This is a genomic window from Pseudonocardia alni (assembly GCF_002813375.1).
Classification (GTDB): Bacteria; Actinomycetota; Actinomycetes; order Mycobacteriales; family Pseudonocardiaceae; genus Pseudonocardia; species Pseudonocardia alni.
Genome location: NZ_PHUJ01000003.1, coordinates 2,020,525 through 2,042,293 on the forward strand (window position 1 = coordinate 2,020,525; position 21,769 = coordinate 2,042,293).

At 75.4% G+C, this 21,769-nt stretch carries 16 protein-coding genes and 1 pseudogene; 10 read left to right on the forward strand and 7 right to left on the reverse strand.

Annotated elements, in window-relative coordinates; translation table 11 throughout:
* Positions 1–7: 7 nt before the first annotated feature.
* Both ATL51_RS10305 and ATL51_RS10310 read right to left on the reverse strand, forming a co-directional pair.
* Entirely contained in the window at positions 8–823 is an 816-nt protein-coding gene (locus tag ATL51_RS10305) for an Fpg/Nei family DNA glycosylase (protein ID WP_100878489.1), read from the reverse strand.
* A gap of 12 nt (positions 824–835) precedes the next feature.
* A complete protein-coding gene (locus ATL51_RS10310; RefSeq protein WP_073575573.1) occupies positions 836–1,306 on the reverse strand; it encodes a ribose-5-phosphate isomerase in 471 nt (156 codons plus the stop codon).
* Between the two features lie 18 nt (positions 1,307–1,324).
* Between ATL51_RS10310 and ATL51_RS10315 the strand changes: the two genes are divergently transcribed.
* The 3 genes from ATL51_RS10315 (at position 1,325) to ATL51_RS10325 (ending at position 5,929) form a co-directional block, all read left to right on the forward strand.
* Positions 1,325–1,999 (forward strand): DUF429 domain-containing protein, encoded by a 675-nt coding sequence (locus tag ATL51_RS10315; protein ID WP_073575572.1) that lies wholly within the window; start codon positions 1,325–1,327, stop codon positions 1,997–1,999.
* Between the two features lie 16 nt (positions 2,000–2,015).
* Positions 2,016–2,870 carry an MBL fold metallo-hydrolase gene (locus tag ATL51_RS10320; RefSeq protein ID WP_073575571.1) on the forward strand — a complete coding sequence of 285 codons (855 nt, stop codon included), beginning with the start codon at positions 2,016–2,018 and terminating at the stop codon, positions 2,868–2,870.
* A gap of 473 nt (positions 2,871–3,343) precedes the next feature.
* Positions 3,344–5,929, forward strand: a complete 2,586-nt coding sequence (locus tag ATL51_RS10325; protein ID WP_100878490.1) for a carboxylate--amine ligase/circularly permuted type 2 ATP-grasp protein — start codon at positions 3,344–3,346, stop codon at positions 5,927–5,929.
* Positions 5,930–5,936: 7 nt separating this feature from the next.
* On the opposite strand, the gene ATL51_RS10330 is transcribed toward ATL51_RS10325, so the two are convergent.
* The 4 genes and pseudogenes from ATL51_RS10330 to ATL51_RS10345 form a co-directional block, all read right to left on the reverse strand.
* The gene (locus ATL51_RS10330) at positions 5,937–7,109 is read right to left on the reverse strand and encodes an ROK family protein (RefSeq protein WP_100878491.1); all 1,173 of its coding nucleotides are present in this window, start codon (positions 7,107–7,109) and stop codon (positions 5,937–5,939) included.
* Positions 7,110–7,113: 4 nt separating this feature from the next.
* Entirely contained in the window at positions 7,114–8,283 is a 1,170-nt protein-coding gene (gene xylA / locus ATL51_RS10335) for a xylose isomerase (protein ID WP_100880623.1), read from the reverse strand.
* 111 nt (positions 8,284–8,394) lie between these two features.
* Positions 8,395–9,723 (reverse strand): annotated as a pseudogene (locus ATL51_RS10340) (GH1 family beta-glucosidase); the annotation flags it as partial.
* On the reverse strand, positions 9,720–10,814 hold the full coding sequence (locus ATL51_RS10345) for an ABC transporter ATP-binding protein (RefSeq protein WP_100878492.1): 1,095 nt from the start codon (positions 10,812–10,814) through the stop codon (positions 9,720–9,722). The pseudogene ATL51_RS10340 and the gene ATL51_RS10345, both read right to left, overlap by 4 nt.
* Positions 10,815–10,931: 117 nt before the next feature.
* On the opposite strand from ATL51_RS10345, the gene ATL51_RS10350 reads away from it, so the two are divergent.
* A complete protein-coding gene (locus ATL51_RS10350) occupies positions 10,932–12,041 on the forward strand; it encodes an ROK family transcriptional regulator (protein ID WP_100878493.1) in 1,110 nt (369 codons plus the stop codon).
* Between the two features lie 14 nt (positions 12,042–12,055).
* Here ATL51_RS10350 and ATL51_RS10355 read toward each other — a convergent pair whose 3' ends face one another.
* Complete coding sequence (locus ATL51_RS10355) at positions 12,056–13,069, reverse strand: LacI family DNA-binding transcriptional regulator (RefSeq protein WP_100878494.1); 1,014 nt, start codon at positions 13,067–13,069, stop codon at positions 12,056–12,058.
* Positions 13,070–13,205: 136 nt separating this feature from the next.
* Between ATL51_RS10355 and ATL51_RS10360 the strand changes: the two genes are divergently transcribed.
* From ATL51_RS10360 to ATL51_RS10385, 6 genes are all read left to right on the forward strand, one after another.
* The gene (locus ATL51_RS10360; protein ID WP_100878495.1) at positions 13,206–14,525 is read left to right on the forward strand and encodes an extracellular solute-binding protein; all 1,320 of its coding nucleotides are present in this window, start codon (positions 13,206–13,208) and stop codon (positions 14,523–14,525) included.
* On the forward strand, positions 14,522–15,418 hold the full coding sequence (locus ATL51_RS10365; RefSeq protein ID WP_100878496.1) for a carbohydrate ABC transporter permease: 897 nt from the start codon (positions 14,522–14,524) through the stop codon (positions 15,416–15,418). Before ATL51_RS10360 ends, ATL51_RS10365 begins: the two co-directional genes overlap by 4 nt.
* 5 nt (positions 15,419–15,423) lie before the next feature.
* Entirely contained in the window at positions 15,424–16,329 is a 906-nt protein-coding gene (locus ATL51_RS10370) for a carbohydrate ABC transporter permease (RefSeq protein WP_100880624.1), read from the forward strand.
* Positions 16,330–16,356: 27 nt separating this feature from the next.
* Positions 16,357–18,702, forward strand: coding sequence for a beta-xylosidase/alpha-l-arabinosidase (locus tag ATL51_RS10375; RefSeq protein ID WP_100878497.1), 2,346 nt, complete (start codon positions 16,357–16,359; stop codon positions 18,700–18,702).
* A 365-nt stretch (positions 18,703–19,067) separates the two neighbouring features.
* The gene (locus tag ATL51_RS10380) at positions 19,068–20,840 is read left to right on the forward strand and encodes a S9 family peptidase (RefSeq protein ID WP_167409987.1); all 1,773 of its coding nucleotides are present in this window, start codon (positions 19,068–19,070) and stop codon (positions 20,838–20,840) included.
* On the forward strand, positions 20,833–21,762 hold the full coding sequence (locus ATL51_RS10385; RefSeq protein WP_100878499.1) for an alpha/beta hydrolase: 930 nt from the start codon (positions 20,833–20,835) through the stop codon (positions 21,760–21,762). The genes ATL51_RS10380 and ATL51_RS10385 overlap by 8 nt, the downstream gene beginning before the upstream one ends.
* Positions 21,763–21,769 lie beyond the last annotated feature (7 nt).

Sequence of the window (21,769 nt, forward strand, 5' to 3'; positions counted from 1 at the left end):
TCCGACCCTAGACCCGCGACGGTTGGCAGGCCGGGCACCAGAACAGGTTGCGGTTCTGGTGCTCGGCGTGCCGTACCGGCGTGCCGCAGACGAGGCAGTCCATCCCGGTGCGGCGGTAGACGTAGACCTCGCCGCCGTGCCGGTCCTTCCGTCCGGCCTGCCCGCGCCGGCGCGGGTCGTGCTCGGGACGCACGGTGTCGATACGGCCGGTCCGCACGCCGTCGCGCATGAGCACGACGAGGTCGGCCCACATCGCGTCCCACGTCTCCCGGTCCAGCGACCGGCCCGGGAGCTGCGGGTCCAGGCCGTGCCGGAACAGCACCTCGGCGCGGTAGACGTTCCCGACGCCGGCGAGCACCTTCTGGTCCATCAGCAGCGTCGCGAGCGGGCTGCGCGAGGCCGAGATGCGGGCCCAGACCGTGTCCGGGTCGGCGTCGGGACGCAGCGGGTCCGCACCCAGCCGGGCCCTCAGGGCGCGGGCCTCGGCCGAGGTGAGGAGCTCACAGGCGGTCGGGCCGCGCAGGTCCGCGTAGTGGGTCTGCCCGACCAGGCGCATCCGCAGCTGCCCGACCGGTTCCGGCGCGGGCAGCGGCTGTTCGACGAACGTGCCGTACAGCCCGAGGTGGACGTGCACGACGCGGTCGCGGCCGTAGCGGTGGAACAGGTGCTTGCCGTGGGCCTCGGCCCCGGTCATCACCTCACCGTCGAGCAGCGCCGCAGAGGCTCCGAAACGGCCCTGCGGGCTGGACACGCCGACCGGCCGGCGCACGAACAGCTTCCGGTGCAGCCGCGCCAGCCGGTGCAGCGTGTGTCCCTCGGGCATCCCGGCTCCGGGTCAGGACGCGGGGAGCTCGATCTCGCCGGTCCGCTCGTAGTCGAGGACCTGGTCGATGCGCCGCTGGTGGCGCGCGTCGCCGGAGAACGGGGTGGCCAGGAAGGCGTCGACGATCGCGACGACCTCGTCGAAGCTGTGCTGCCGCGCGCCGACACCGATGATCTGGGCGTCGTTGTGCTCGCGGGCGAGCGTCGCGGTGGCCTCGTTCCACGCCAGCGCGGCGCGGATGCCCTGCACCTTGTTGGCGGCGATCTGCTCGCCGTTGCCGGACCCGCCCAGCACGATGCCGAGGGACTCCGGGTCCTCGACCACGCGCCGCGCGGTCTCGATGCACCAGGCGGGGTAGTCGTCGAGGGCGTCGTAGGTCGGAGCCCCGACGTCGATCGCCTCGATCCCCTGCTCGGTCAGGTACTCGACGAGCTTGCCCTTGACCTCGAAACCGGCGTGGTCACTGCCCAGGTAGACGCGCACGGGGCACGATCCTCCCCCATGCGGATCAGCGGCGTGGACGGGGTCCCGGGTGGCTGGGTGGTGTGCGTGCTCTCCGGCAGCGGACGGACACGTGAGGTGACGTGGACGGTGGTCCCCGACGCGGCGTCGGTACTCGCCGCGACGGCCGGGTGCGACGCCGTCGGGATCGACATCCCGCTGTCGGTCCCGGCCGGTGCGCAGCGCCGCGAGGCCGAGATCCTCGCGTCGGCGCGGCTGGGCCGGGCGCGGTCCTCCCTGTTCCCGACCCCGCCCGCCCCGGTGCTCGACGCAGGCTCCTACGACGAGGCCTGCGCCGCCGCCCAGGCCGTCACGGGGAAGAAGATCAGCCTGCAGACCTGGTACATCGTCGGGAAGATCCGCGAGTTCCAGCAGGTGCGGCTGCCGTCGTCGGTGGTCGAGGCGCACCCGGAGCTGACGTTCCGCACCATGGCACCGTCGCGTGCGTTCGCGGCGAAGAAGACCGCGCGCGGGGCGGGCCAGCGGGTCGCGGCGCTGTCGGAGTGGGTCCCCTCCGCCGCGTCGCTCGGTGACCTGCCCACCGCCGCCCGGCTCGACGACGTCCTCGACGCGCTGGCCTGCGCCTGGACCGCGGAACGCGTGGCCCACGGGACCGCGGAGCTGCTCGGCCCGGGAACCGACGCCCTGGGCCGGTCCACCGCGATCGCGGTCTGAGCGCGAGGATCACCGGATGGACGGGCAGCGGTCGGGCGGGCAGCGGTCGGACGGGCGCTGGCTCGAGCTCGCCGACGGGGTACTCGCCCGCCGGCACCACGAGCTCGACCTGACCACCGGTCTCGTGCTCGGCACGTCCGCCGCCCTGGTCATCGACACCCGCGGCGACACCGCCCAGGGCGCCGAGCTCGCCACCGCGGTGCGCGCGGTGACCGCCCTGCCGGCCGTCGTGGCCCTCACCCACGCCCACTTCGACCACTGCTTCGGCACCGCCGCGTTCCCGGGCGCCCCGGTGTACGCCCAGGCCGGCTGCGCGGGTGCACTGCTGGCGACGGCCGCCGCCCAGCGCGCCCACTGGTCCCGGCACTACCGTGACGCCGGGAGCGCCGGGAGCTCCGGGGGATCCGGCAGCTCCGCCGCCGCGACGGCCGACGCGCTCGCCGCCACCGTCCCGGTCCTCCCCGACCGCCCGGTCTGCCCCCGCCCGGCCTCCGTGCACACGCTCGACCTGGGCGGACGCGTCGTGCAGCTCGTGCACCCCGGCCCCGCGCACACCGGACACGACCTGGCGGTGCACGTCCCGGACGCGGGCGTGCTCTTCGCCGGGGACCTGCTGGAGAACGGGGCACCGCCGTCGTTCGGGCCGGACTCCTACCGCCGCGACTGGGCGGCCGCCGTGGGGCTGCTGCTCGACGTCGCCGCAGCCCCCGCCGCCACCGGGACACGGGTGTTCGTCCCGGGGCACGGCGATCCCCTGTCGCCCGACGAGGCAGCGGCACAGCACGCGGACCTGCTGCGGATCGCCCGGGCGGCCGAGGCCTCCGCCGCCGTGGTCCCGGGTGCTCTCCCGGAGAACTCGCTCGACCGGTAGGCGATTCCACGCGCCGACCGTCTGCCGACCACCGCGTGTCGGCCGTGCAGGCCGAGCCGTGAGCCGGTGTACCCCGATATCGGGGTGGGCACGGTTCGCTCTACGAATCCGCTTACCCGGTAAGCGAGTTCACGGATCCTCTGCCCGCGGCAGCGGTGATCGGCCGCAGTGGTCGGCACACGTCACCCGTCCGGTCGAGCCCGCCGTGATGGGGCCGCGCCGGTGCCGGACCGCGGTGGGGCGCCCATCGGCGTGGCGAGGTTCGACGAAGCTGCGGGCCCGCGCGCGGCGGCCGGCGGACATGGGCGGCTCCGTGGGGTCGGCGGATCCGGAGACGCTGGAGAGAACAGCCGGTGGGAACTGGTCCGGACAGACGTCCGGATACCGCCGTACGGACCACCGGACGGAGTGGCGTCGGGCGCGATCGCCGCGGGACACACGGACGTAACAGCGGACACCTAGCGTCACCGGCCGTGGGGAACGTGCCGCTGGTGGGGGTCGAGGAGGAGTTCCACGTGGTCGGCCTGGCCGACCGCCGGGCCGCGCCCGACGCGGAACGGTTGCTGGAGCACCTGGACGGGGCGGAGTTCTTCCCCGAGCTGCAACGGTCGCTGGTCGAGACCAACTCGCCCGCGACGCCGTCGCTGGACGAGCTGCGCACCCACGTGCGACGCCTGCGTACCCGGCTGCGCGAGGCGGCCGAACCGCTGGGGCTGGGTGTGGTCGCGGCCGGGACGGTGCCGCTGGTCGACCTGTCCGGCGACGACATCTCCGCCGGAGCCCGGTACGAGCGGATGCAGCACGAGTACCAGATGCTGGTGCGCGAGCAGCACATCTGCGGGGTGCAGGTGCACGTCGACGTCCCCGACCGCGACACCGCCGTGCAGGTCTCGCGCCGGGTCTCCCCCGCCCTGCCGACCCTGCTCGCCATCACCGCCAGCTCGCCGTACTGGCGCGGCCACGACACCGGCTACGCCAGCTACCGCAGCATGATCTGGCAGCGCTGGCCCACCGCCGGGCCGCCCGGCGACGTCACCACCGCCGCCGAGTACGACACGATGATCGACGAGCTCATCGCGTCCGGGACGATCAGCGACGCCGGGATGCTCTACTTCGACGTCCGACCCAGCGCACACCTGCCGACCGTCGAGCTGCGGCTGTGCGACGCCTGTCCCGACGTCGACGACGTCGTGCTGGTCGCGGGTCTGTTCCGCGCGCTGGTCGGGCGGGCCCGCGCCGACACCGAGGCGGGCAGGCCGCTGCCCCGCGCCCGGTACGAGCTGCTGCGTGCGGCCGGTTGGCGGGCCGCGCGGTCCGGGCTGGAGGGCGACCTCGTCGAGATCGGCCGGGCCCCTGCCGGTCCCCCGACACTGAGCTCCCCGTCGGTGCAGCTGCGCGCGCTGGTGGAGGACCTGCGGCCGTGGCTGGAGGAGGTCGGCGACCACGAGCAGGTCGCCGAGCTGGCCGAGGGCGTCCTGGCCCGCGGATCGGGCGCGGCGGCGCAACGGCGCGCGTTCGGGCGTCGCGGGTCGCTGACCGACGTGGTCGACGAGCTGCTGGCCCGCACCCACGGCGAGCGGCCGCCGTCGGCACCGGCGGAGACCGTGCCGTCCGCGCCGGAGCTGCTGGACGGCTACGTCCCACCCCGCTACGACGAGGCCGTCGACGCGACCGGCGCCGTCCGGCCCGGCTACGGCTGGCTGTTCCGCTCGCTGGAGCGGCTCGGCCCGCGCGGGCTGGCCGCGGCGGAGAACGCGCTGCGCACCGAGCAGCGCGCCCGCGGGGTGACCTTCCCGGTCCCCGGCGTCGAGCCCGGCCACGACGGCGAGCGGCTGTTCCCGCTGGACCTGGTGCCGCGGATCATCGAGCGCCACGACTGGGCGCACCTCGCGTCCGGGCTGGAGCAGCGGATCCGGGCGCTGGAGTGCTTCGTGCGCGACGTCTACGGCCGGCGCGAGATCGTGCGCGACCGGGTCGTCCCGGCCTCGGTGGTCGAGCAGGCCCCCGGCCGCACCCGCTCGGGCGCGCTGGTGCCGCCGGACGCGGTGCGGATCGCCGTCGGCGGCATCGACCTGGTCCGCGACGACGCCGACGGCTGGGTCGTGCTGGAGGACAACCTGCGCGTCCCGTCGGGCATCGGGTTCTCGATGATGAGCCGGCGCCTGATCCGCAGCGTGCTGCCCGACCTGGAGTCGCCCTCGGAGGTGCGCCACCTCGACGACGTGCCGGACCGGCTGCGGGCGGCGCTCGCGGCCGGCGACCCCGACGGACCCGACGGGGAGGCCGCGCTGCTGACCGCGGGCGAGGTGGACCCGGCGTTCTTCGAGCACCGGCTGCTCGCCGAGGCCATGGACGTCCCGCTGGTGACCCCGGCCCGGCTGCAGGTCACCGACGGCGCGCTGTTCCTCGTCGGCGGTGGGCGGCGGCGCCGGATCACCACCCTCTACCGTCGGATGGACGAGAACGAGCTCGCGATCGCCCGCGGCGCCGACCACCGCCCGCTCGGCCGCGCGCTGTGGGCGGCGATGGCCCGCGGGCGGGTGGCGCTGCGCAACGCGCCCGGCAACGGCGTCGCCGACGACAAGCTCGTCTACGCCTACGTGCCGGAGATGATCCGCTACTACCTCGGCGAGAAGCCGGTGCTGGCCTCGGTGCCGACGCTGCCCTGCGTCGACCCGCTCGCCCGTGAGCAGGTCCTGGACCGGCTCGACCGGCTGGTACTCAAGCCCGTCGACGGCTACGGCGGCGCCGGGATCGTGATCGGCCCGCACGCCGGGCGCGCCGAGCTGGACCGGATGGCCGCGGCGATCCGGGACACCCCGGCCGGCTGGGTCGCCCAGGACCTCGTCGGGATCTCCACCCATCCCACCTTCACCGACGGCGCCCTCCGGCCCCAGGCCGTCGACCTGCGGGTCTTCGCGGTGCAGTCCCCCGGCGCCGGCGGGGTGCCCGAGGTCGACGTGCTGCCCGCGGCGCTGTCGCGGGTCGCCCCGCCCGGCGGGATGATCGTGAACTCCTCGCGCGGCGGCGGGGCGAAGGACACCTGGGTGCTGGCCTGAGCCGGGCTCAGCCGGCGAGCAGCAGGTCCGGCTCGCCCAGCACCCGGTCGGCCACGGCGCGGGCGGTCCCGGTGACGGTGGCCGCCCGGCCGTGCGGGGACACGAGCACGGCGACGTCCGGCCCGGTCGCGACCCCGCGGCGCACCAGCTCCGCGTGCACCGCGGGGACCAGCCAGGTGCCCAGCTCGGCGTAGCTGCCACCGAGGACGACGGTGCCGACGTCGACGACGTGGAGTACCGACGTCAGCGCCGTACCCAGCGCGGCACCGGCCCGGGCCAGCGCCCCCGTCGCGGCCGGGTCCCCCGCGCGGGCGGCGGTCCGCAGCGCCGCGACGTCGGCGGCGCCCGCGTCGCCGAGCAGGGCGGGCAGGCCCGCGTAGACCTCGACGCAGCCGGTGCCGCCGCAGCCGCAGAGCCGCCCGGCGCGCTCGATCACGACGTGCCCGATCTCCCCGGCGACGCCGCGGGCACCGGGCAGCACCCGCCCGTCGACGACGATCCCGCCACCGATCCCCACGTCGGCGGAGACGTAGACGAAGTCGTCGGCCTGCCCCAGGTGCGCGAGCGCCCCGAGCGAGGCCTCGTTGCCGACGAGCAGCGGCACCTCACCGAGCGCACCGGCGTGCTCGGCGGGGCGGCAGCCGTCGAGCCGGGGCAGGTTCGGGGCCCGCAGCAGTACCGCCGCGCCGTCCGAGCCGCGCACCGGTCCGGGGACGGCGATCCCGGCCCCGGCGACCGTTCGGCCGGTGCGCGCGGCCAGGTTCGCCGCGGTCCGCGCGGCCCGCCCGAACACCGCATCCGGGTCGAGGCCGCGGTGGTCGCGGCGCCGGCGCGACCGGTGCACCACCTGCCCGTCCAGACCGGTGACCAGCGCGTCGACGCCGTCGACCTCGACCGACACGGCCAGCACGACCGGCCCGCTGCCGGCGAACACCAGGGGGGTGCCGGGCCGGCCGACCCGGCTGCGGTCGGGCTCGCCCTCCGCGAGCACGCCCGCGGCGACCAGCGGGTCCAGCAGCCCCGCGACGGTGCCGCGGGTCAGCCCGGTCGCCGCGGCGAGCGACGCCCGCGACGACGGCGCCGCCCGCAGCGCCCCCAGCAGCAGGCCGAGGTTGTGCCGGCGCACCGCCGGTGAGCGCGCGGGCGGGGCCTGCGGGCGGGGAGCCGGTCGGTCGTGCACGGGGTCATCGTGCTCCGGCGAGGTGTTCCAGTGCCAGCTGGTGGAGCCGGACGAAGCCGTACCCGCGACGGCCCAGCGCGTCCGGGTCGACGGTGTCCAGCGCCGGGTCGGCGAACAGGTCCGCCGCGGTCTCCCCGGCCCCAAGCGTCGGCTCGGACAGTGCGGGCACCCCGGCCTCGACGAGCGCGGCGACGACCTCGGGGTCGGCCCGGAACGCGGCCGCCCGCTCGCGCAGCAGCAGGTAGGTGCGCATGTTCGCGGCGGCGCTGTCCCACACCCCGCGCCGGTCCTCGGTGCGCGCCGGCTTGTAGTCGAAGTGCCGTGGCCCGTCGTAGCCTGCGGTCTCGAGCAGGTCGACCAGCGAGAACGCGTTCAGCAGGTCACCGTGGCCGAACACCAGGTCCTGGTCGTACTTGATGCCGCGCTGGCCGTTCAGGTCGATGTGGAACAGCTTCCCGGCCCACAGTGCCTGGGCGACGCCGTGGGTCATGTTGAGCCCGGCCATCTGCTCGTGCCCGACCTCGGGGTTGACGCCCACGAGCTCGGGGTGGGCGAGGCGCTCGACGAAGGCCAGCGCGTGCCCGACGGTGGGCAGCAGGATGTCCCCGCGGGGCTCGTTGGGCTTCGGCTCGATCGCGAACCGGATGTCGTACCCCTGCTCCAGGACGTGCCCGCAGAGCAGGTCCATGGCCTCGCGGTAACGGTCCAGGGCGGCGCGGACGTCCTTGGCGGAGTCGAACTCCGAACCCTCCCGTCCACCCCACAGCACGAAGGTGCGGGCACCGAGCTCCGCGGCCAGCTCGACGTTGTGCAGCACCTTGCGCAGCGCGAGGCGCCGCACGGTCCGGTCGTTGGAGGTGAACCCGCCGTCCTTGAACACCGGGTGCGAGAACAGGTTCGTGGTGATCATCGGAACGGTCATGCCGGTCGCCTCGCACGCCTTCCGCAGCCGTGCGATCTGCCGGTCCCGGTGGGCCGGGTCCGGCGCGAAGCCGAACAGGTCGTCGTCGTGGAAGGTGAGACCCCAGGCGCCGCGCGCGGCGAGCTCCTCGACGGCCTCGACGACGTCGAGCTCGGGGCGGGTGGGCGAGCCGAACGGGTCGGCCGCGGTCCAGCCGACGGTCCACAGTCCGAAGGAGAACCGGTCGGCGGGGGTGGGGGCGGGAACGGACATGGGGCGGGACTCCTGGGACGGGGGTGCGGGACGGTCCGGCAGCGAGCCGGTGGACAGGACGCCGGCGTAGAACCGGGCACTGAGCTTGGGGGTACGGGCGTGGGTCACCGGGTCCACGGCGACGATGCCGAAGCGCATCGCGTAGCCGCGGGCCCACTCGAAGTTGTCGAGCAGTGACCAGACGTAGTAGCCGCGGACCGGCAGGCCGTCGGCCGCGGCCCGGGCGGTCTCGGCGAGGTGGTCGTGCAGGTAGGCGACGCGGTCGTGGTCCTGCACCGCACCGTCGGCGGCGGGGACGTCGGGATAGGCGGCGCCGTTCTCGGTGACCACCAGGTCCAGGCCGGGATGCTCGGCGGCGAGCCGGCGCAGCAACGCGCCCAGGCCCCGGGCGTCGACCCCCCAGCCCATGTCGGTGAGCGGACCGGCGGGCCGCGGGAACTCGACGTCCTCGCAGGCGACCCACGGGGTGGCGGCGCCGTCGCCGTGCCCGTCGGCGGTCTCCTTCGGCCGCTCGCGCGTCCAGTGCCGCACGACGGTCGGCGTGTAGTAGTTGACCCCCAGCACGTCCGGCGGGGCGTGCACCAGCCGCTCGTCGCCGGGCAGGACGAACGACCAGTCGGTGACCCCGGCGGTGTCGGTGAGGACGTCGGCCGGGTAGCCGCCGTCGAGCATCGGGCCGGTGAACAGCCGGTTCTGCAGGCCGTCGACCCGGCGGGCGGCGTCGCGGTCGGCGTCGGACCCGGTCTGCGGCAGCACCCAGGCGAGGTTGAGGCTGACGGCGATCCGGGCGCCGGGGAGCAGCTCCCGGATCGCCGTGGTGGCGAGCCCGTGGGCGAGGTTGAGGTGGTGCACCGCGGCCAGTGCCGCGGCGGGCTCGGTACGACCGGGTGCGTGCACCCCGGCCGCGTAGCCGAGGAAGGCGCTGCACCACGGCTCGTTGAGCGTCGTGAACAGCTCCACCCGGTCACCCAGCGCGGCGGCGACGACGGCCGCGTACTCGGCGAAGCGGTACGCCGTCGCCCGTGCCGCCCAGCCACCGGCGTCCTCCAGGGCCTGGGGCAGGTCCCAGTGGTAGAGCGTGAGCACCGGGGCGATCCCCGCGGCCCGCAGCGCGTCGACCAGCTCCGAGTAGAAGGCGAGCCCCTGGGCCGACACGGGTCCGAGGCCGTCCGGCCCGACCTGCGGGGTCACCCGGTTCCAGCTGACGGAGAAGCGGTAGGACTGCAGGCCCAGCTCGCGCATGAGCGCCACGTCCTCGTGGACCCGGTGGTAGTGGTCGGCCGCGACGTCGCCGGTCTCGCCGTCCGCGGTCCGACCAGGGGTGTGGGCGAAGGTGTCCCAGATGCTGCGGGTGCGTCCGCCCTCGGCGACCGCCCCTTCGATCTGGTAAGCGGCGGTGGCGGCGCCGAGCACGAGCCCCTCGGGCAGATACGTGGTCATCCGCCGAGCCGCCGGCCGCTCGCCGGGTCGAACGCGTGCACCGTGCGGCCCTCACGGGCCGCGACCCGGAGCCGGGAACCGACGGCCGGTCCCGCCCCGCCGTCGAGCCGGACGACGAACCGCTGCGCGTCGGCACCGACCCGGCCGTGCACGAAGGTGTCCGACCCCAGCTCCTCGGCGAGCTCGACGGTGAGCTCCAGGGCGGGCTCGGCGTCGTCGGCCGGGCGCAGGCCCTCCGGGCGGACCCCGAGCAGGACCTCCGACAGCCCGGCCCCCGCCGCGTCGGCCAGCACGTCCCGTGGCAGCGCGACGGCGGCACCGGCCAGGTCGGCGCCATCGGGGGTGAGCACCGCGGTACGCAGGTTCATCGCGGGCGAGCCGATGAACCCGGCGACGAAGGCGGTGGCGGGGCGGTCGTAGAGCTCGCGAGGCGCGGCGCACTGCTCCAGCAGACCGTCGCGCAGCACCGCGACGCGGTGCCCCATCGTCATGGCCTCGACCTGGTCGTGGGTGACGTAGACGGTCGTGGTGCCGAGCCGCTGCTGCAGGGCGGCGATGTGCGCACGGGTCTCCACCCGCAGCTTGGCGTCCAGGTTGGACAGCGGTTCGTCCATGAGGAACACCGCGGGCTCGCGGACGATGGCGCGGCCCATCGCGACGCGCTGGCGCTGGCCACCGGAGAGCGCCTTCGGCCTGCGGTCGAGGTAGGGCGTGAGGTCGAGCAGCTCGGCGGCCGCACGGACCCGCCGGGTGAGCTCGCTCTTCCCGACCTTCTGCAGCCGCAGGGCGAAGCCCATGTTCTCCGCGACGGTCATGTGCGGGTAGAGCGCGTAGTTCTGGAACACCATCGCGATGTCGCGTTCCTTGGGCGCGACGCCGGACACCTCGCGGCCCCCGATCTCGATGCCGCCCTCGTCGACGTCCTCCAGCCCGGCGAGCATCCGCAGTGCCGTCGACTTGCCGGACCCGGACGGGCCGACGAGCACCAGGAACTCCCCGTCGGCGATGTCCAGGTCGAGCCGGTCGACCGCGCGCACCGGGGGCGGCCCCGGATAGACACGCGACGCGGCCCGGTAGGCGACCTCGGCCATGATCGTCGTCCTCTCGCTGGGAACCGGCTCCGCTGCCGGCCCCTCCGACCCTGGCCCACGAGCGGCCACACGCCTAGAGTTTGTTCGTCTTACGTACGAACTAAGACCGGAGCACGCATGGACGCGAGCAGCCGGATCGCCGCCGGTGACCTGCGGCGACACCACCTGGGCCTGGTGCTGGGCGAGGTGGTCCACGGGTCCGCGATCAGCCGCGCCGGCATCGCCGCGGCGACCGGACTGACCCGGTCGACGGTCTCCGGGCTCATCGCGGAGCTGCTCGCCGGCGGCCTCGTCCGCGACATCGGCGCCGGCCCGGGCGGCACCTCGGGACGCCCCGGCCGCCGTCTGGTCCCCGACCCGGCCGGACCGGTCGGCGTCGCCCTGCAGATCGAACAGGACGGCGTCGGCGGTTGCCTGGTCGACCTGTCCGGCCGGGCCGGGGCCCGCCGATGGCACCCGGCCGCGATCACCGGGACCCCGCCGCAGCGGGCCGCCCGCGCCCTGGCACCGGTCCTGCGTGAGCTCCTGATCGCCGCGGCCGGCGGGGACCGGCCCGCTGCCGGGATCGTGCTGGCGGTGCCCGGTGTCGTGTCCGGCTCCGCCGCCACCACGGCGGTGACCTCTCCGGCGCTGGGCTGGGACGCGGCCGCGATCGGCACGCTGGTCGCGGCCGAGGCCGAGCAGCTCGGAGCGGGCGGGATCGCACTGGCGGTCCGCTGCGGCGCCGCACTGGCCGCGGAGGCCGAACCGGACACCGGACCGCCGGGCACGACGACGGTGCACATCGGCGGGCGCAGCGAGATCGGCGTGACCCTGGTGCGCGACCGGCGGTCCCAGGGCCGCGCCGCGACCCGGTTCGGGCACCTCGTCGCCCGCCCGGGCGGCACCGCGTGCCCGTGCGGCCGGCGCGGCTGTCTGGCCGTCGAGACCCGACCCGAGGTGCAGCCCGACCCGCGCCGATCGGGCAGGCTGCTCGGGCGCGTCCTCGCCGGGTTCACCGCCCCCACCGACCCGGACCGCGTGGTGCTGGGCGGCCGGTTCGCCGCCGCCGGACCGGCGTTCGTCGCCGCCGTGACCGCCGAGCTGCACCGGCACGGCATCCCGGCGGACCGGGTCGTCCCGTCCGTGCTCGGCGCCGACGCGGCCCTGCGCGGCGCCGGACGGGCCGCGCTGGCCCCGGTGATCGCCGACCCGTGGGCCTGGATCACCGGCGACCCGGCGCCGTGACGCGACGGCGCGGCTCAGCCGCCGGGGACGGCCGTACTGGCGCGGACGACGAGCTCGGTGGCCAGCTCCAGGCGGGCCGCGGCTCCGGTGACGTCGGCCCGCGGCTCGTCCAGTGCCAGCCGCACGGACTCCCCCGCCATCCGGGCCAGCGGCTGGCGCACCGTGGTGAGCGGGGGGCTCAGGTACTCGCAGACGGTGATGTCGTCGAACCCCACCACCGACAGGTCCTCCGGCACCCGCAGGCCACGACGGTCGGCCTCCTGGTACACCCCGACCGCCTGCATGTCCGACCCGGCGAAGACGGCGGTGGGCGGGTCGCGCAGGTCCAGCAGGGCCGCGGCCCCGGCCCGCCCGCCCCCGACGAGGAAGTCCCCGTGGCGCACGAGCTCCTCGTGGGCCTCCATACCGGCGCGCCGCAGCGCCGCCCGGTAGCCGTCCACCCGCTGCTGGCTGGAGCTCAGCCGTGGCGGCCCGGAGACGATGCCGATCCGCCGGTGCCCCAGCGTCACCAGGTGTTCGGTCGCGGCCAGCCCGCCGGCCCAGTTGGTCGCCCCGACCGTGGGGAACGAGGGCGGGGCGTCACCCACCGGGTCCAGCAGGACCACCGGCGCCTCGAGGGCGGCCAGCCGGTCGGAGGTCTCCGGGTCACGGTCGCCGACGACCACCACGACACCGTCGCTGCCCCGCCCGGCGATCCGGTCGAGCCAGGCCCGCGAGCCGGGGTCGTCGTAGCCGGTGGTGTTGAGCACGACCTGCCGGTCGGTGCGCCGGGCCTCGGCCTCGGCGCCCCGCAGCACCTCCATCGCCCAGAACGAGTCGAGGCGGTCGACGACCACGTCGACCAGCCCGGTCCGGCGTCGCGACGCCCCGCCGCGACGGCGGTAGCCGCTCTCGGCCACGACCTGCTGCACCAGCTCGCGGGTGGACCGGGCGACGTCGGCCCGCCCGTTGAGGACCTTCGAGACGGTCGGGACAGAGACACCCGCCTGTTCGGCGACCTCGGCGATCGTCACACGGCTGCGTTTCACGCCCGCACCTTATCGAAAGTTTCAAAGATCGTCGTCGACACATCGCACCTTGACGCCCCCGTACGAGCGCTCTAACTTGCGTTCATCGCGTTCGCAAGTCTCGGAAACTTTCGATCGACTGCTCAAGGGAGAGCCCATGTCGACCTGGTCACGCGTCCGTCGGACCGTCCTCGCGGCGGCACTCGCCACCGGCCTCGCCGCCGTCGCCGCCTGCGGGGGTACCGCCGGTCCACAGGCCGGCGGCGAGGCCGGCCAACTCACCCTCTGGACCCTGCAGAACGAGGGGATCAACTCCGTCCAGCAGGCCGCCGTGGACCGCTTCAACGACACCGGTGGCCCGCAGATCGACCTGACCACCTACCTCAACGACCCCTACAAGTCCGCCCTGCAGACCGCCATCGGTTCCCCGAACGGACCGGACGTCTTCTACAACTGGGGCGGGGGCAACCTGAAGGGCTACGCCGACGCCGGGCAGGCCGCCGACCTGACCGCCGCGCTCGACGCCCGGCCGGAGGTCAAGCAGGCCTTCCTCCCGCAGGTGCTGGAGACCGGCACGATCGACGGCAAGGTCTACGGCATCCCCATGCAGGGCGTGCAGCCGCTGTCGTTCTTCTACAACAAGGACGTGTTCGCGCAGGCGGGCATCACCGAGTTCCCGACCACCTGGCAGGGCTTCCTCGACACCGTCGACCGGCTCGAGGCCGCCGGGGTGCAGCCGATCGCGCTCGCCGGGGCCCAGTCGTGGACCGAGATGATGTACCCGGAGTACCTGCTCGACCGGGTCGGCGGCTCGGAGAAGTTCCAGGCCATCGCCGACGGCAAGCCCGGCGCCTGGCGTGACCCGGCCGTGGTGCAGGCGATGACGATGGTCCAGGACCTGGTGGACCGCGGTGCGTTCGGCACCAACTTCACCGCCGTCGACTACGACAACCAGGCCTCGCAGGCGCTGCTGACGAGCGGTCGCGCGGCGATGGAGCTGATGGGGTCCTGGCAGGTCACCAGCCTCAACGACAACTTCCCCGACTTCCTGGAGCAGGGCAAGCTCGGCTGGGCGCCGTTCCCGGCCGTCGAGGGCGGCGCGGGCGACCCCAGCACCGTGATCGGCAACCCGTCGAACTACTACTCGGTCAGCGCGCGGTCGGCCGACGTCCCGGCGGCGACCGACTTCCTGCTCACGCAGATGACCGACCCGCAGTACGTGCAGGGCATGCTGGAGAAGGGGCAGGTCCCCGCCCTGACCGGGATCGAGCAGCAGGTCGCCTCGGCCGGGCCGTTCGCGGACTTCAACACCTACACCTACGACCAGACGAAGAACGCCGCGACGTTCGTCCAGTCCTGGGACCAGGCGCTGCCCGCCGCCGAGGCGCAGACCATGCTGACCAACCTCTCCAAGGTCTTCACCAAGGAGCTGACGCCGCAGCAGTTCGCCGAGGCGATGGACAGCGCAGGCCGATGAGCACCACGTCGGTGACCGGGTCGGGGCGGCCCGGGTTCGTCTGGGCCGCCCCCGCCCTGGCCTTCTTCGCGCTCTTCGCGCTGCTGCCGATGCTCGCCGTCGTCGTCCTCAGCTTCACCGCCTACGACGGCCTGTCCGCGCCGCGGTGGACCGGGCTCGACAACTGGGTCCGGCTCGGGTCGGACCCGCTGTTCACCGAGTCGCTGCAGCTGTCGTTCGTCCTGACCGGGGTCTCCTGGGTGGTGCAGACCGCCGTCGCGCTGCCGCTGGGGGTCTGGCTCGCCGGCCGCGGCCGGTCGCGGGCCGTGCTGGCGGCGCTGTTCTTCGTGCCGCTGCTGATGTCCAGCGCCGCCATCGCGGTGCTGTGGGGCACCCTGTTCGACCCCAACTTCGGCCTGGCGTCGGTGCTCGGCCCGCTGGTCGGCATCGAGGACGGCAACATCATCGGCAGCAACCGGTACGCCTTCGCCGCGGTGATCGCGGTGATCGCCTGGCAGTACATGCCGTTCCACACCCTGCTCTACCAGGCCGCGGCCCGGGCGATCCCGGCGCAGCTCTACGAAGCGGCCCTGATCGACGGTGCCGGACGCTGGCGGACCTTCGTCTCGATCACCGTCCCGCAGCTGCGGGACACGATCATCACCTCCGGCGTGCTGATCGTGGTCGGCTCGATGACGACGTTCGAGGTCGTGCTGATCCTGACCGGCGGCGGGCCCGGCACCGCCTCCCGGATCCTCCCGCTGCACATGTACCTGGAGGGGTTCCGCAGCTTCGACATGGGCTACGCGAGCGCGCTGGCCGTCGTGCTGCTGGTGCTGGGCACCACGCTCTCGCTGGTGATCGCCCGGGTGACCGGCTACCGCCGGATGACCAGCCAACGGGAGGGGATGTGAGCACGATGTCCGCCACCACCACCACCACCGGTCCCGCGCCCGGGCGGGACGCACCCCCCGCGCCCGCGGGCCCGCCGCGGCCGGGCCGGGTCCGCCGCGCCCGTCCGAACCTCGTGGGGGGCCTCGGGGCGGGCGTCTGGTTCGTCGTGGTCGCCGTCCCGCTGTACTTCCTGCTCGTCACCAGTTTCCGGGCGTCGTCGGACTACCTCTCCGACGGACCGCTCGCGGTGCCGTCGGGCCTGACGACCGACAACTACCTCGAGGTGCTGTCCTCGAACTTCCCGCGCTACTTCCTCAACAACGTCCTGGTCGCGGCGGCCTGCGTCGCGATCGTGCTCGTCCTGGCCCTGCCCGCGGCGTACGCGATCGTCCGCAGCCGCAGCCGCTGGGTCGCCCGCGGCTTCACCGTCCTGCTGCTCGGGCTCGCCGTGCCCGCCCAGGCCGTGATCGTCCCGCTGTACCTGATGGTCACCCAGCTGCGGCTCTACGACACCCTGCTCGCGATCATCCTGCCGACGGCGGCGTTCGCCCTGCCGCTCGCCGTGGTCGTGCTGTCCTCGAGCCTGCGCGACATCCCGGGCGAGCTGTTCGAGGCCGCGGTGCTCGACGGGGCGGGCCCCGGACGGGTGCTGGTGTCACTCGTGCTGCCGCTGGCCCGGCCCGGGCTCGCGACGATCGGCATCTTCACCGCGCTGCAGGCGTGGAACGGGTTCCTGTTCCCGCTGGTCCTGACCCAGGACGCCTCGGTGCGCGTGCTGACGCTGGGGCTGTGGGACTTCCAGGGCCAGTACGGCACGAACGTCCCGCTCATCACCGCCGCGGTGCTGCTCTCGCTGCTGCCGTTGCTCGTCGTCTACCTGCTCGGGCGCCGCTTCCTGCTCGCCGGCCTCACCGCCGGCGCCGGCCGCTGAGCCCCTCCCGTCCTGTGAAAGGCCCTCATGAGCACGGATCTGTCCCCGTCCACGACCACCGGTTCCGACCCGCGCCCCGCCGCCCTGCTCGCCAGGATGACCCTGGAGGAGAAGCTCGCCCAGCTCGTCGGGCTGTGGGAGGGGCGTGACCACGCCGCCGACACCGACACCGACGGCGACGTCGCGCCGATGCAGGACTCGATGCAGTCCGGCCACGCGGGCTTCGACTCCTTCGCCCGCGACGGCCTCGGCCAGCTCACCCGGGTGTTCGGCACCGCCCCGGTGGAGCCCGCCGACGGCCTGACCCACCTCGCCGACCGGCAGCGCAGGCTGGGCACCGTGACCCGGCTGCGGATCCCGGCGCTGGTGCACGAGGAGTGCCTGACCGGGCTCGCCGCCTGGCGGGCGACGACGTTCCCGGCGCCACCGAGCTGGGGCGCGGCGTTCGACCCGGGCCTCGTCGAGGAGATGGCGGCCGCGATCGGGACGACGATGGCCGGTCTCGGGGTGCACCAGGGCCTCGCCCCGGTGCTCGACGTCGTCCGCGACGCCCGCTGGGGCCGGGTCGAGGAGTGCATCGGGGAGGATCCCTACCTCGTCGGCACGATCGGCACGGCCTACGTGCGCGGGCTGCAGTCCGCCGGGGTCGTCGCGACGCTGAAGCACTTCGTCGGGTACTCCGCCTCGCAGTCCGGGCGCAACCTCGCCCCGGTGCACGCCGGGCCCCGTGAACTCGCCGACGTGCTGCTGCCGCCGTTCGAGATGGCGGTGCTCGACGGCGGTGCCGGCTCGGTCATGAACTCCTACGCCGAGGTCGACGGGCTCCCCGTGGCGGCCGACGCCGGACTGCTCACCGGGGTGCTGCGTGACCGGTGGGGATTCACGGGCACCGTGGTCGCCGACTACTTCTCCATCGCGTTCCTGCACACCCTGCACGGGACCGCGGGCGACCTCGGTGCCGCCGCGGAGCAGGCCCTGGTCGCGGGGATCGACGTGGAGCTGCCCACCGGCACCGCGTACCTGGAGCCGCTGGCCGAGCGGGTCCGCTCGGGCGGGCTGCCCGAGCACGTCGTCGACCGGGCCGTGCTGCGGGTGCTGGAGCAGAAGGCCCACCTCGGGCTGCTCGACGACGGCGCCGCGGCCCGCGCCGCGGAGCAGGCCGCCGCACGCGCCGCGGCCCCGGTCGACCTCGACCCGCCGGAGCACCGGGCGATCGCCGCGCGGCTGGCGGAGCAGTCGGTCGTGCTGCTGCACGACGACGGCGTCCTGCCGCTCGCGCCCGGCACCCGCCGGATCGCCGTCCTCGGCCCGAACGCCGACGACCCGGCCGCGCTGATGGGCTGCTACAGCTTCGCCAACCACGTCCTGCCCCAGCACCCGGGCACGGAGCTCGGCCTGGACGTACCGACCGTGCTCGACGCCCTGCGCCGTGAGCGGCCGGACGCCGAGCTGGTCCACGTGCGGGGGTGCGACGTCGACACGTCCGACCGGTCGGGCTTCGACGCGGCGGTGCGGGCCGCGGCGGGCTCCGACCTGGCCGTCGTCGTGGCCGGTGACCGCGCCGGGCTGTTCGGCCGTGGCACCTCCGGCGAGGGCTGCGACACCGACACCCTGGAGCTGCCGGGGGTGCAGCGGGAGTTCGTCGAGGCCGTGCTGGACGGCGGCACACCGGTGGTGCTCGTGCTGCTGACCGGCCGTCCCTACGTGCTGGACTGGGCGCTGGCCCGGTGCGCGGCCGTGGTGCAGGCGTTCTTCCCCGGTCAGGAGGGCGCGGGCGCGGTGGCAGGCGTGCTGTCGGGCCGGATCAACCCGTCCGGGCGGCTCCCGGTGAGCCTGCCCCGGTCGGCGGGGGCGCAGCCGTACTCCTACCTGCACCCCCGGCTCGGCGCGGCGAGCCCGGTGACCGCGATCGACACCGCACCGGTACGGCCGTTCGGGTTCGGGCTGAGCTACACCCGGTTCAGCCACTCCGACCTGCGGATCGACCGGGCACGGGTACCCACCGACGGAGCCTTCACCGTGACCTGCCGGGTCCGCAACGACGGTGACCGCGCGGGCGCCGACGTCGTCCAGCTCTACGGCACCGACACCGTCGCCTCGGTCACCCGGCCACAGCGCGCGCTGCTCGGGTACGCACGGGTCCCGCTCGAGCCCGGCGCCGCCGCCGACGTCGTGTTCGACGTGCCGGCCCGCCGGCTCGCGCTGCACGACCGCAGGATGTGCCACGTCGTCGAGCCGGGCGCCGTCGAGCTGTTCGTCGGTACCTCCTGCACCGACCCGGTGCTGCACGGCGCCGTCGAGCTGGTCGGCCCGGTGCACGAGGTCCGGGTCACCGACCGGCGGATCGTCGACGTCCGGGTCGTCCCCTGCTGATCGCGACGGTTGTCACCCCCCGGAAACGTGTCGGGTCTTGCGGCGGGACCACGATCCACGTGAGGTGGTCCCATGTGCGGCGTCGTGGGCGGGATCCGGATCGACGGCCACACCTCTGATGCGGGGCCGGTCCCGGACGCCGGGGCCACGCCGCCCGGCCGGTATCTTCTCGTTCCGGCCGGGCACCGGGGGCCGGGGCGCCACCCCGCCGGGGGCGTGCACCGGTGTCCCGTGCCCGCGTCCGCGGTCCGCAGCGGCACGAACGGGGGTGGTGACGGGTGAGGTCCGTGCGGGAGGGCACACCCGCCCCGGACACGGCGCCCGTGTCCTCCGTCGGGGCCGGACCCGGGCACCATTCGCCCGCGGTGTCCCCCGACGGCACCCGCATCGCCTGGATCTCCGACCGCACCGGGCGCCCGCGGGTGCACGTCGCGGCGCTGCCGGCGGACGGACCGGTCGACCCGGACGGGGCGCGGGTACTGGAGGCCCCCGGCCCGCACGCCGACGTGACCGCGCTGTCCTGGTCCCCCGACGGCAGCCGGATCGCGGTGCAGGTCGCCCCGTGCGGCGGCGACCGCACCCGGGTGGCGCTGCTGGACCCCGACGGCGGGCCCGCCGTCGGGATCGCGACCCACGCCACCGCCGTCGTGCTGGGCGCGTGGGCACCGAGCGGGCGGTCGCTGGGCGTCACCGTGCTGTCCGACGCGACCCCGCGCGGCGCCGAACCGGGCGACGGCACCGCCTGCCTGGTCGACGTGCGCGACGGCTCCTCCACCGTGCTCGGGTCCGGGCAGTCGGCCGTCGTCCAGGCGGTGTCGGCCGACGGACGACGGGTCGTGCTGCGCACCGGCCGCCGCGGGGAGCGCGCCCTGGAGCTGGTCGACCTGCACCGCGGCACGCGGGACCGGGTGATCGGCGGGCCCGGCGGGGCGCTCACCGCGGCCGCCCGCTTCGGCAGCGCCCCCGGCACGCTCTGGGTGCACACCGACGCCGACCGCGAGCACACCGCGCTGCTCGCCGTCGCGCTCGGCCCCGCGGGCGAGCACCGCCTGTCCCCCGCCCGCCCGGTCGCCGTCCGGCCCGGCGCCGACCTGGAGGTCGTGGCGCTGGACCCGGGTGGTCCGCGGGCCGCGCTGGTGTGGAACGTCGGGGGGCGCAGCCAGGTCGAGATCGCCGACCTGCGTGGCGGCAGGCCGGAGCGGCTGCCCGCGCCGTGCGACGTCGTCACCGGGGTGGCCTTCGCCCGCGACGGCGTGTCACTGCTGGTGGCGGGGCACGCGCCGGGGGTGGCGCCGTACGTGGTGCGGATGCCGCTCGACGCGCGCCCGGCCACACCGCTGCTCGGCGGCACCCCGGTGACGCCGCGGCCCCCGCGCCCGGAGGCGGTCGGCTTCCCGGCCGAGGACGGGCTGCGGCTGGCCGGATGGCTGCACCGGCCGTCGTCGCCGACGGGGGTGGGGTTCGTGTGGCTGCACGGCGGGCCCGAGTCCGAGGAGCGGCCCGGCTGGGCGCCGCTGCTGCACGGCCTGGTCGCCGCCGGGGTCACCGTGCTCACGCCGAACGTGCGCGGGTCGTCCGGTCGCGGGCGGGCCTTCGCCCGGCTCGACGACGGCCCGCTGCGGCCGGGCTCGATCGCCGACGTGCGGGCCGCGACCCGGCTGCTGGCGGGGGTGCCCGACGTCGACCCGCGCCGGATCGTCGTCGGCGGCCGGTCCTACGGCGGGTTCCTCACCCTGGCCGCGCTGACCCGGTTCCCGGAGCTGTTCGCGGCCGGCGTCGACGTGTGCGGCATGTCCGACATGACCGCCTTCTACGCCGACTCCGAGCCGTGGATCAGCGGGCCCGCGACCACCGAGTACGGACACCCGCACCGGGACCGCGCGCTGCTGGAGGAGCTGTCCCCGCTGCGCGCGGCGGACCGTATCGCCGCACCGCTGCTGGTCGTGCACGGCGAGCACGACACGAACGTCCCGCTGGCGCAGGCACTCGCGATCCACGCGGCGCTGGCCGGGCGCGGTGCGCCGGTGGAGCTGCTGCGCATCCCCGACGAGGGCCACGAGGTGCACGACCGGCACACCCGGGCCGCGGCGAACGCCCGCATCGTGGAGTTCGTGACCGCGACGGTGGCCCGTGGCTGACCGGGCGCCCCGGCCCGGGTGGGCGGTCGCGGTGCGGGCGCTGGTCGGGATCGTGGCCGTGGTCGTCGTGGTGGGGATCGTCGTCGTCGCGGGCCCGGTGCTGCTCGCCGGGCACCCGGCCTACCCGGTGCTGCTCGCCGTCGTCGCCCTGGTGGGGCTGGTCCTGGTGGTGCGCTCGGGGCGCCCGGCGCGGCCCGGACGGCTGCGGACGACCGGGCGGGCCGCCGGTGCGGTGCTGCTGGTCGCGCTGGTCGCCGCCGTGCTGTGGCTGCGTCCCTACGCGGCCGACGAGACCGCGCTCGCCGCGACCACGCCGTCGGACCGGGTCGCGGTGGTGCACACCGCGACGACGTGGGAGCTGCGCCCGACCGCGCCGTCCGGCCGGGGCCTGGTGTTCGTCCCCGGGGCGCTGGTCGACCCGCGGGCCTACCTGGCGCTGCTGCGCCCGCTGGCCGAGCAGGGGGTGCGCGTGATCGTGACCGCGCCGCCGCTGGGCGTCGCGCCGGCCGATCCGGGGGCCGTCGGCCGGGCGGTCGGCTCGGCGCCCGAGATCCGTACCTGGGCGGTCGGCGGGCACTCCCTCGGCGGCGTGGCGGCCGCGCGGGCGCTGGACGTGCCCGGGGTGCGTGGGCTGGTGCTGTGGGCGTCCTACCCGGCCGCCGACGTGTCGGGGGCGCCGGTCGCGGCCCTGTCGGTGTCCGGCTCCCGCGACGCGCTGGCCACACCGGACGCGATCGCGGACTCCTGGGCGCAGCTGCCCGCGGGGACCCGCTTCGTCGTCGTCGACGGAGGGGTGCACGCCTACTTCGGCGACTACGGCCCGCAGACCGGCGACGGCGAGGCGGGCGTGGACCGGGCGACCGCACAGCGGCAGATCGTCGCCGCGACCACGGACGTCGTGACGTCGCTGCGCCCCGACTGACCGGTCG

Bases quoted from the DNA above. Each gene is read 5' to 3' on its own strand.
- ATL51_RS10305 (WP_100878489.1), bottom strand. From the start codon at position 823: ATGCCCGAGGGACACACGCTGCACCGGCTGGCGCGGCTGCACCGGAAG.
- ATL51_RS10315 (WP_073575572.1), top strand. From the start codon at position 1,325: ATGCGGATCAGCGGCGTGGACGGGGTCCCGGGTGGCTGGGTGGTGTGC.
- ATL51_RS10320 (WP_073575571.1), top strand. From the start codon at position 2,016: ATGGACGGGCAGCGGTCGGGCGGGCAGCGGTCGGACGGGCGCTGGCTC.
- xylA (WP_100880623.1), bottom strand. From the start codon at position 8,283: ATGTCCGTTCCCGCCCCCACCCCCGCCGACCGGTTCTCCTTCGGACTG.
- ATL51_RS10345 (WP_100878492.1), bottom strand. From the start codon at position 10,814: ATGGCCGAGGTCGCCTACCGGGCCGCGTCGCGTGTCTATCCGGGGCCG.
- ATL51_RS10350 (WP_100878493.1), top strand. From the start codon at position 10,932: ATGGACGCGAGCAGCCGGATCGCCGCCGGTGACCTGCGGCGACACCAC.
- ATL51_RS10360 (WP_100878495.1), top strand. From the start codon at position 13,206: ATGTCGACCTGGTCACGCGTCCGTCGGACCGTCCTCGCGGCGGCACTC.
- ATL51_RS10365 (WP_100878496.1), top strand. From the start codon at position 14,522: ATGAGCACCACGTCGGTGACCGGGTCGGGGCGGCCCGGGTTCGTCTGG.
- ATL51_RS10370 (WP_100880624.1), top strand. From the start codon at position 15,424: ATGTCCGCCACCACCACCACCACCGGTCCCGCGCCCGGGCGGGACGCA.
- ATL51_RS10375 (WP_100878497.1), top strand. From the start codon at position 16,357: ATGAGCACGGATCTGTCCCCGTCCACGACCACCGGTTCCGACCCGCGC.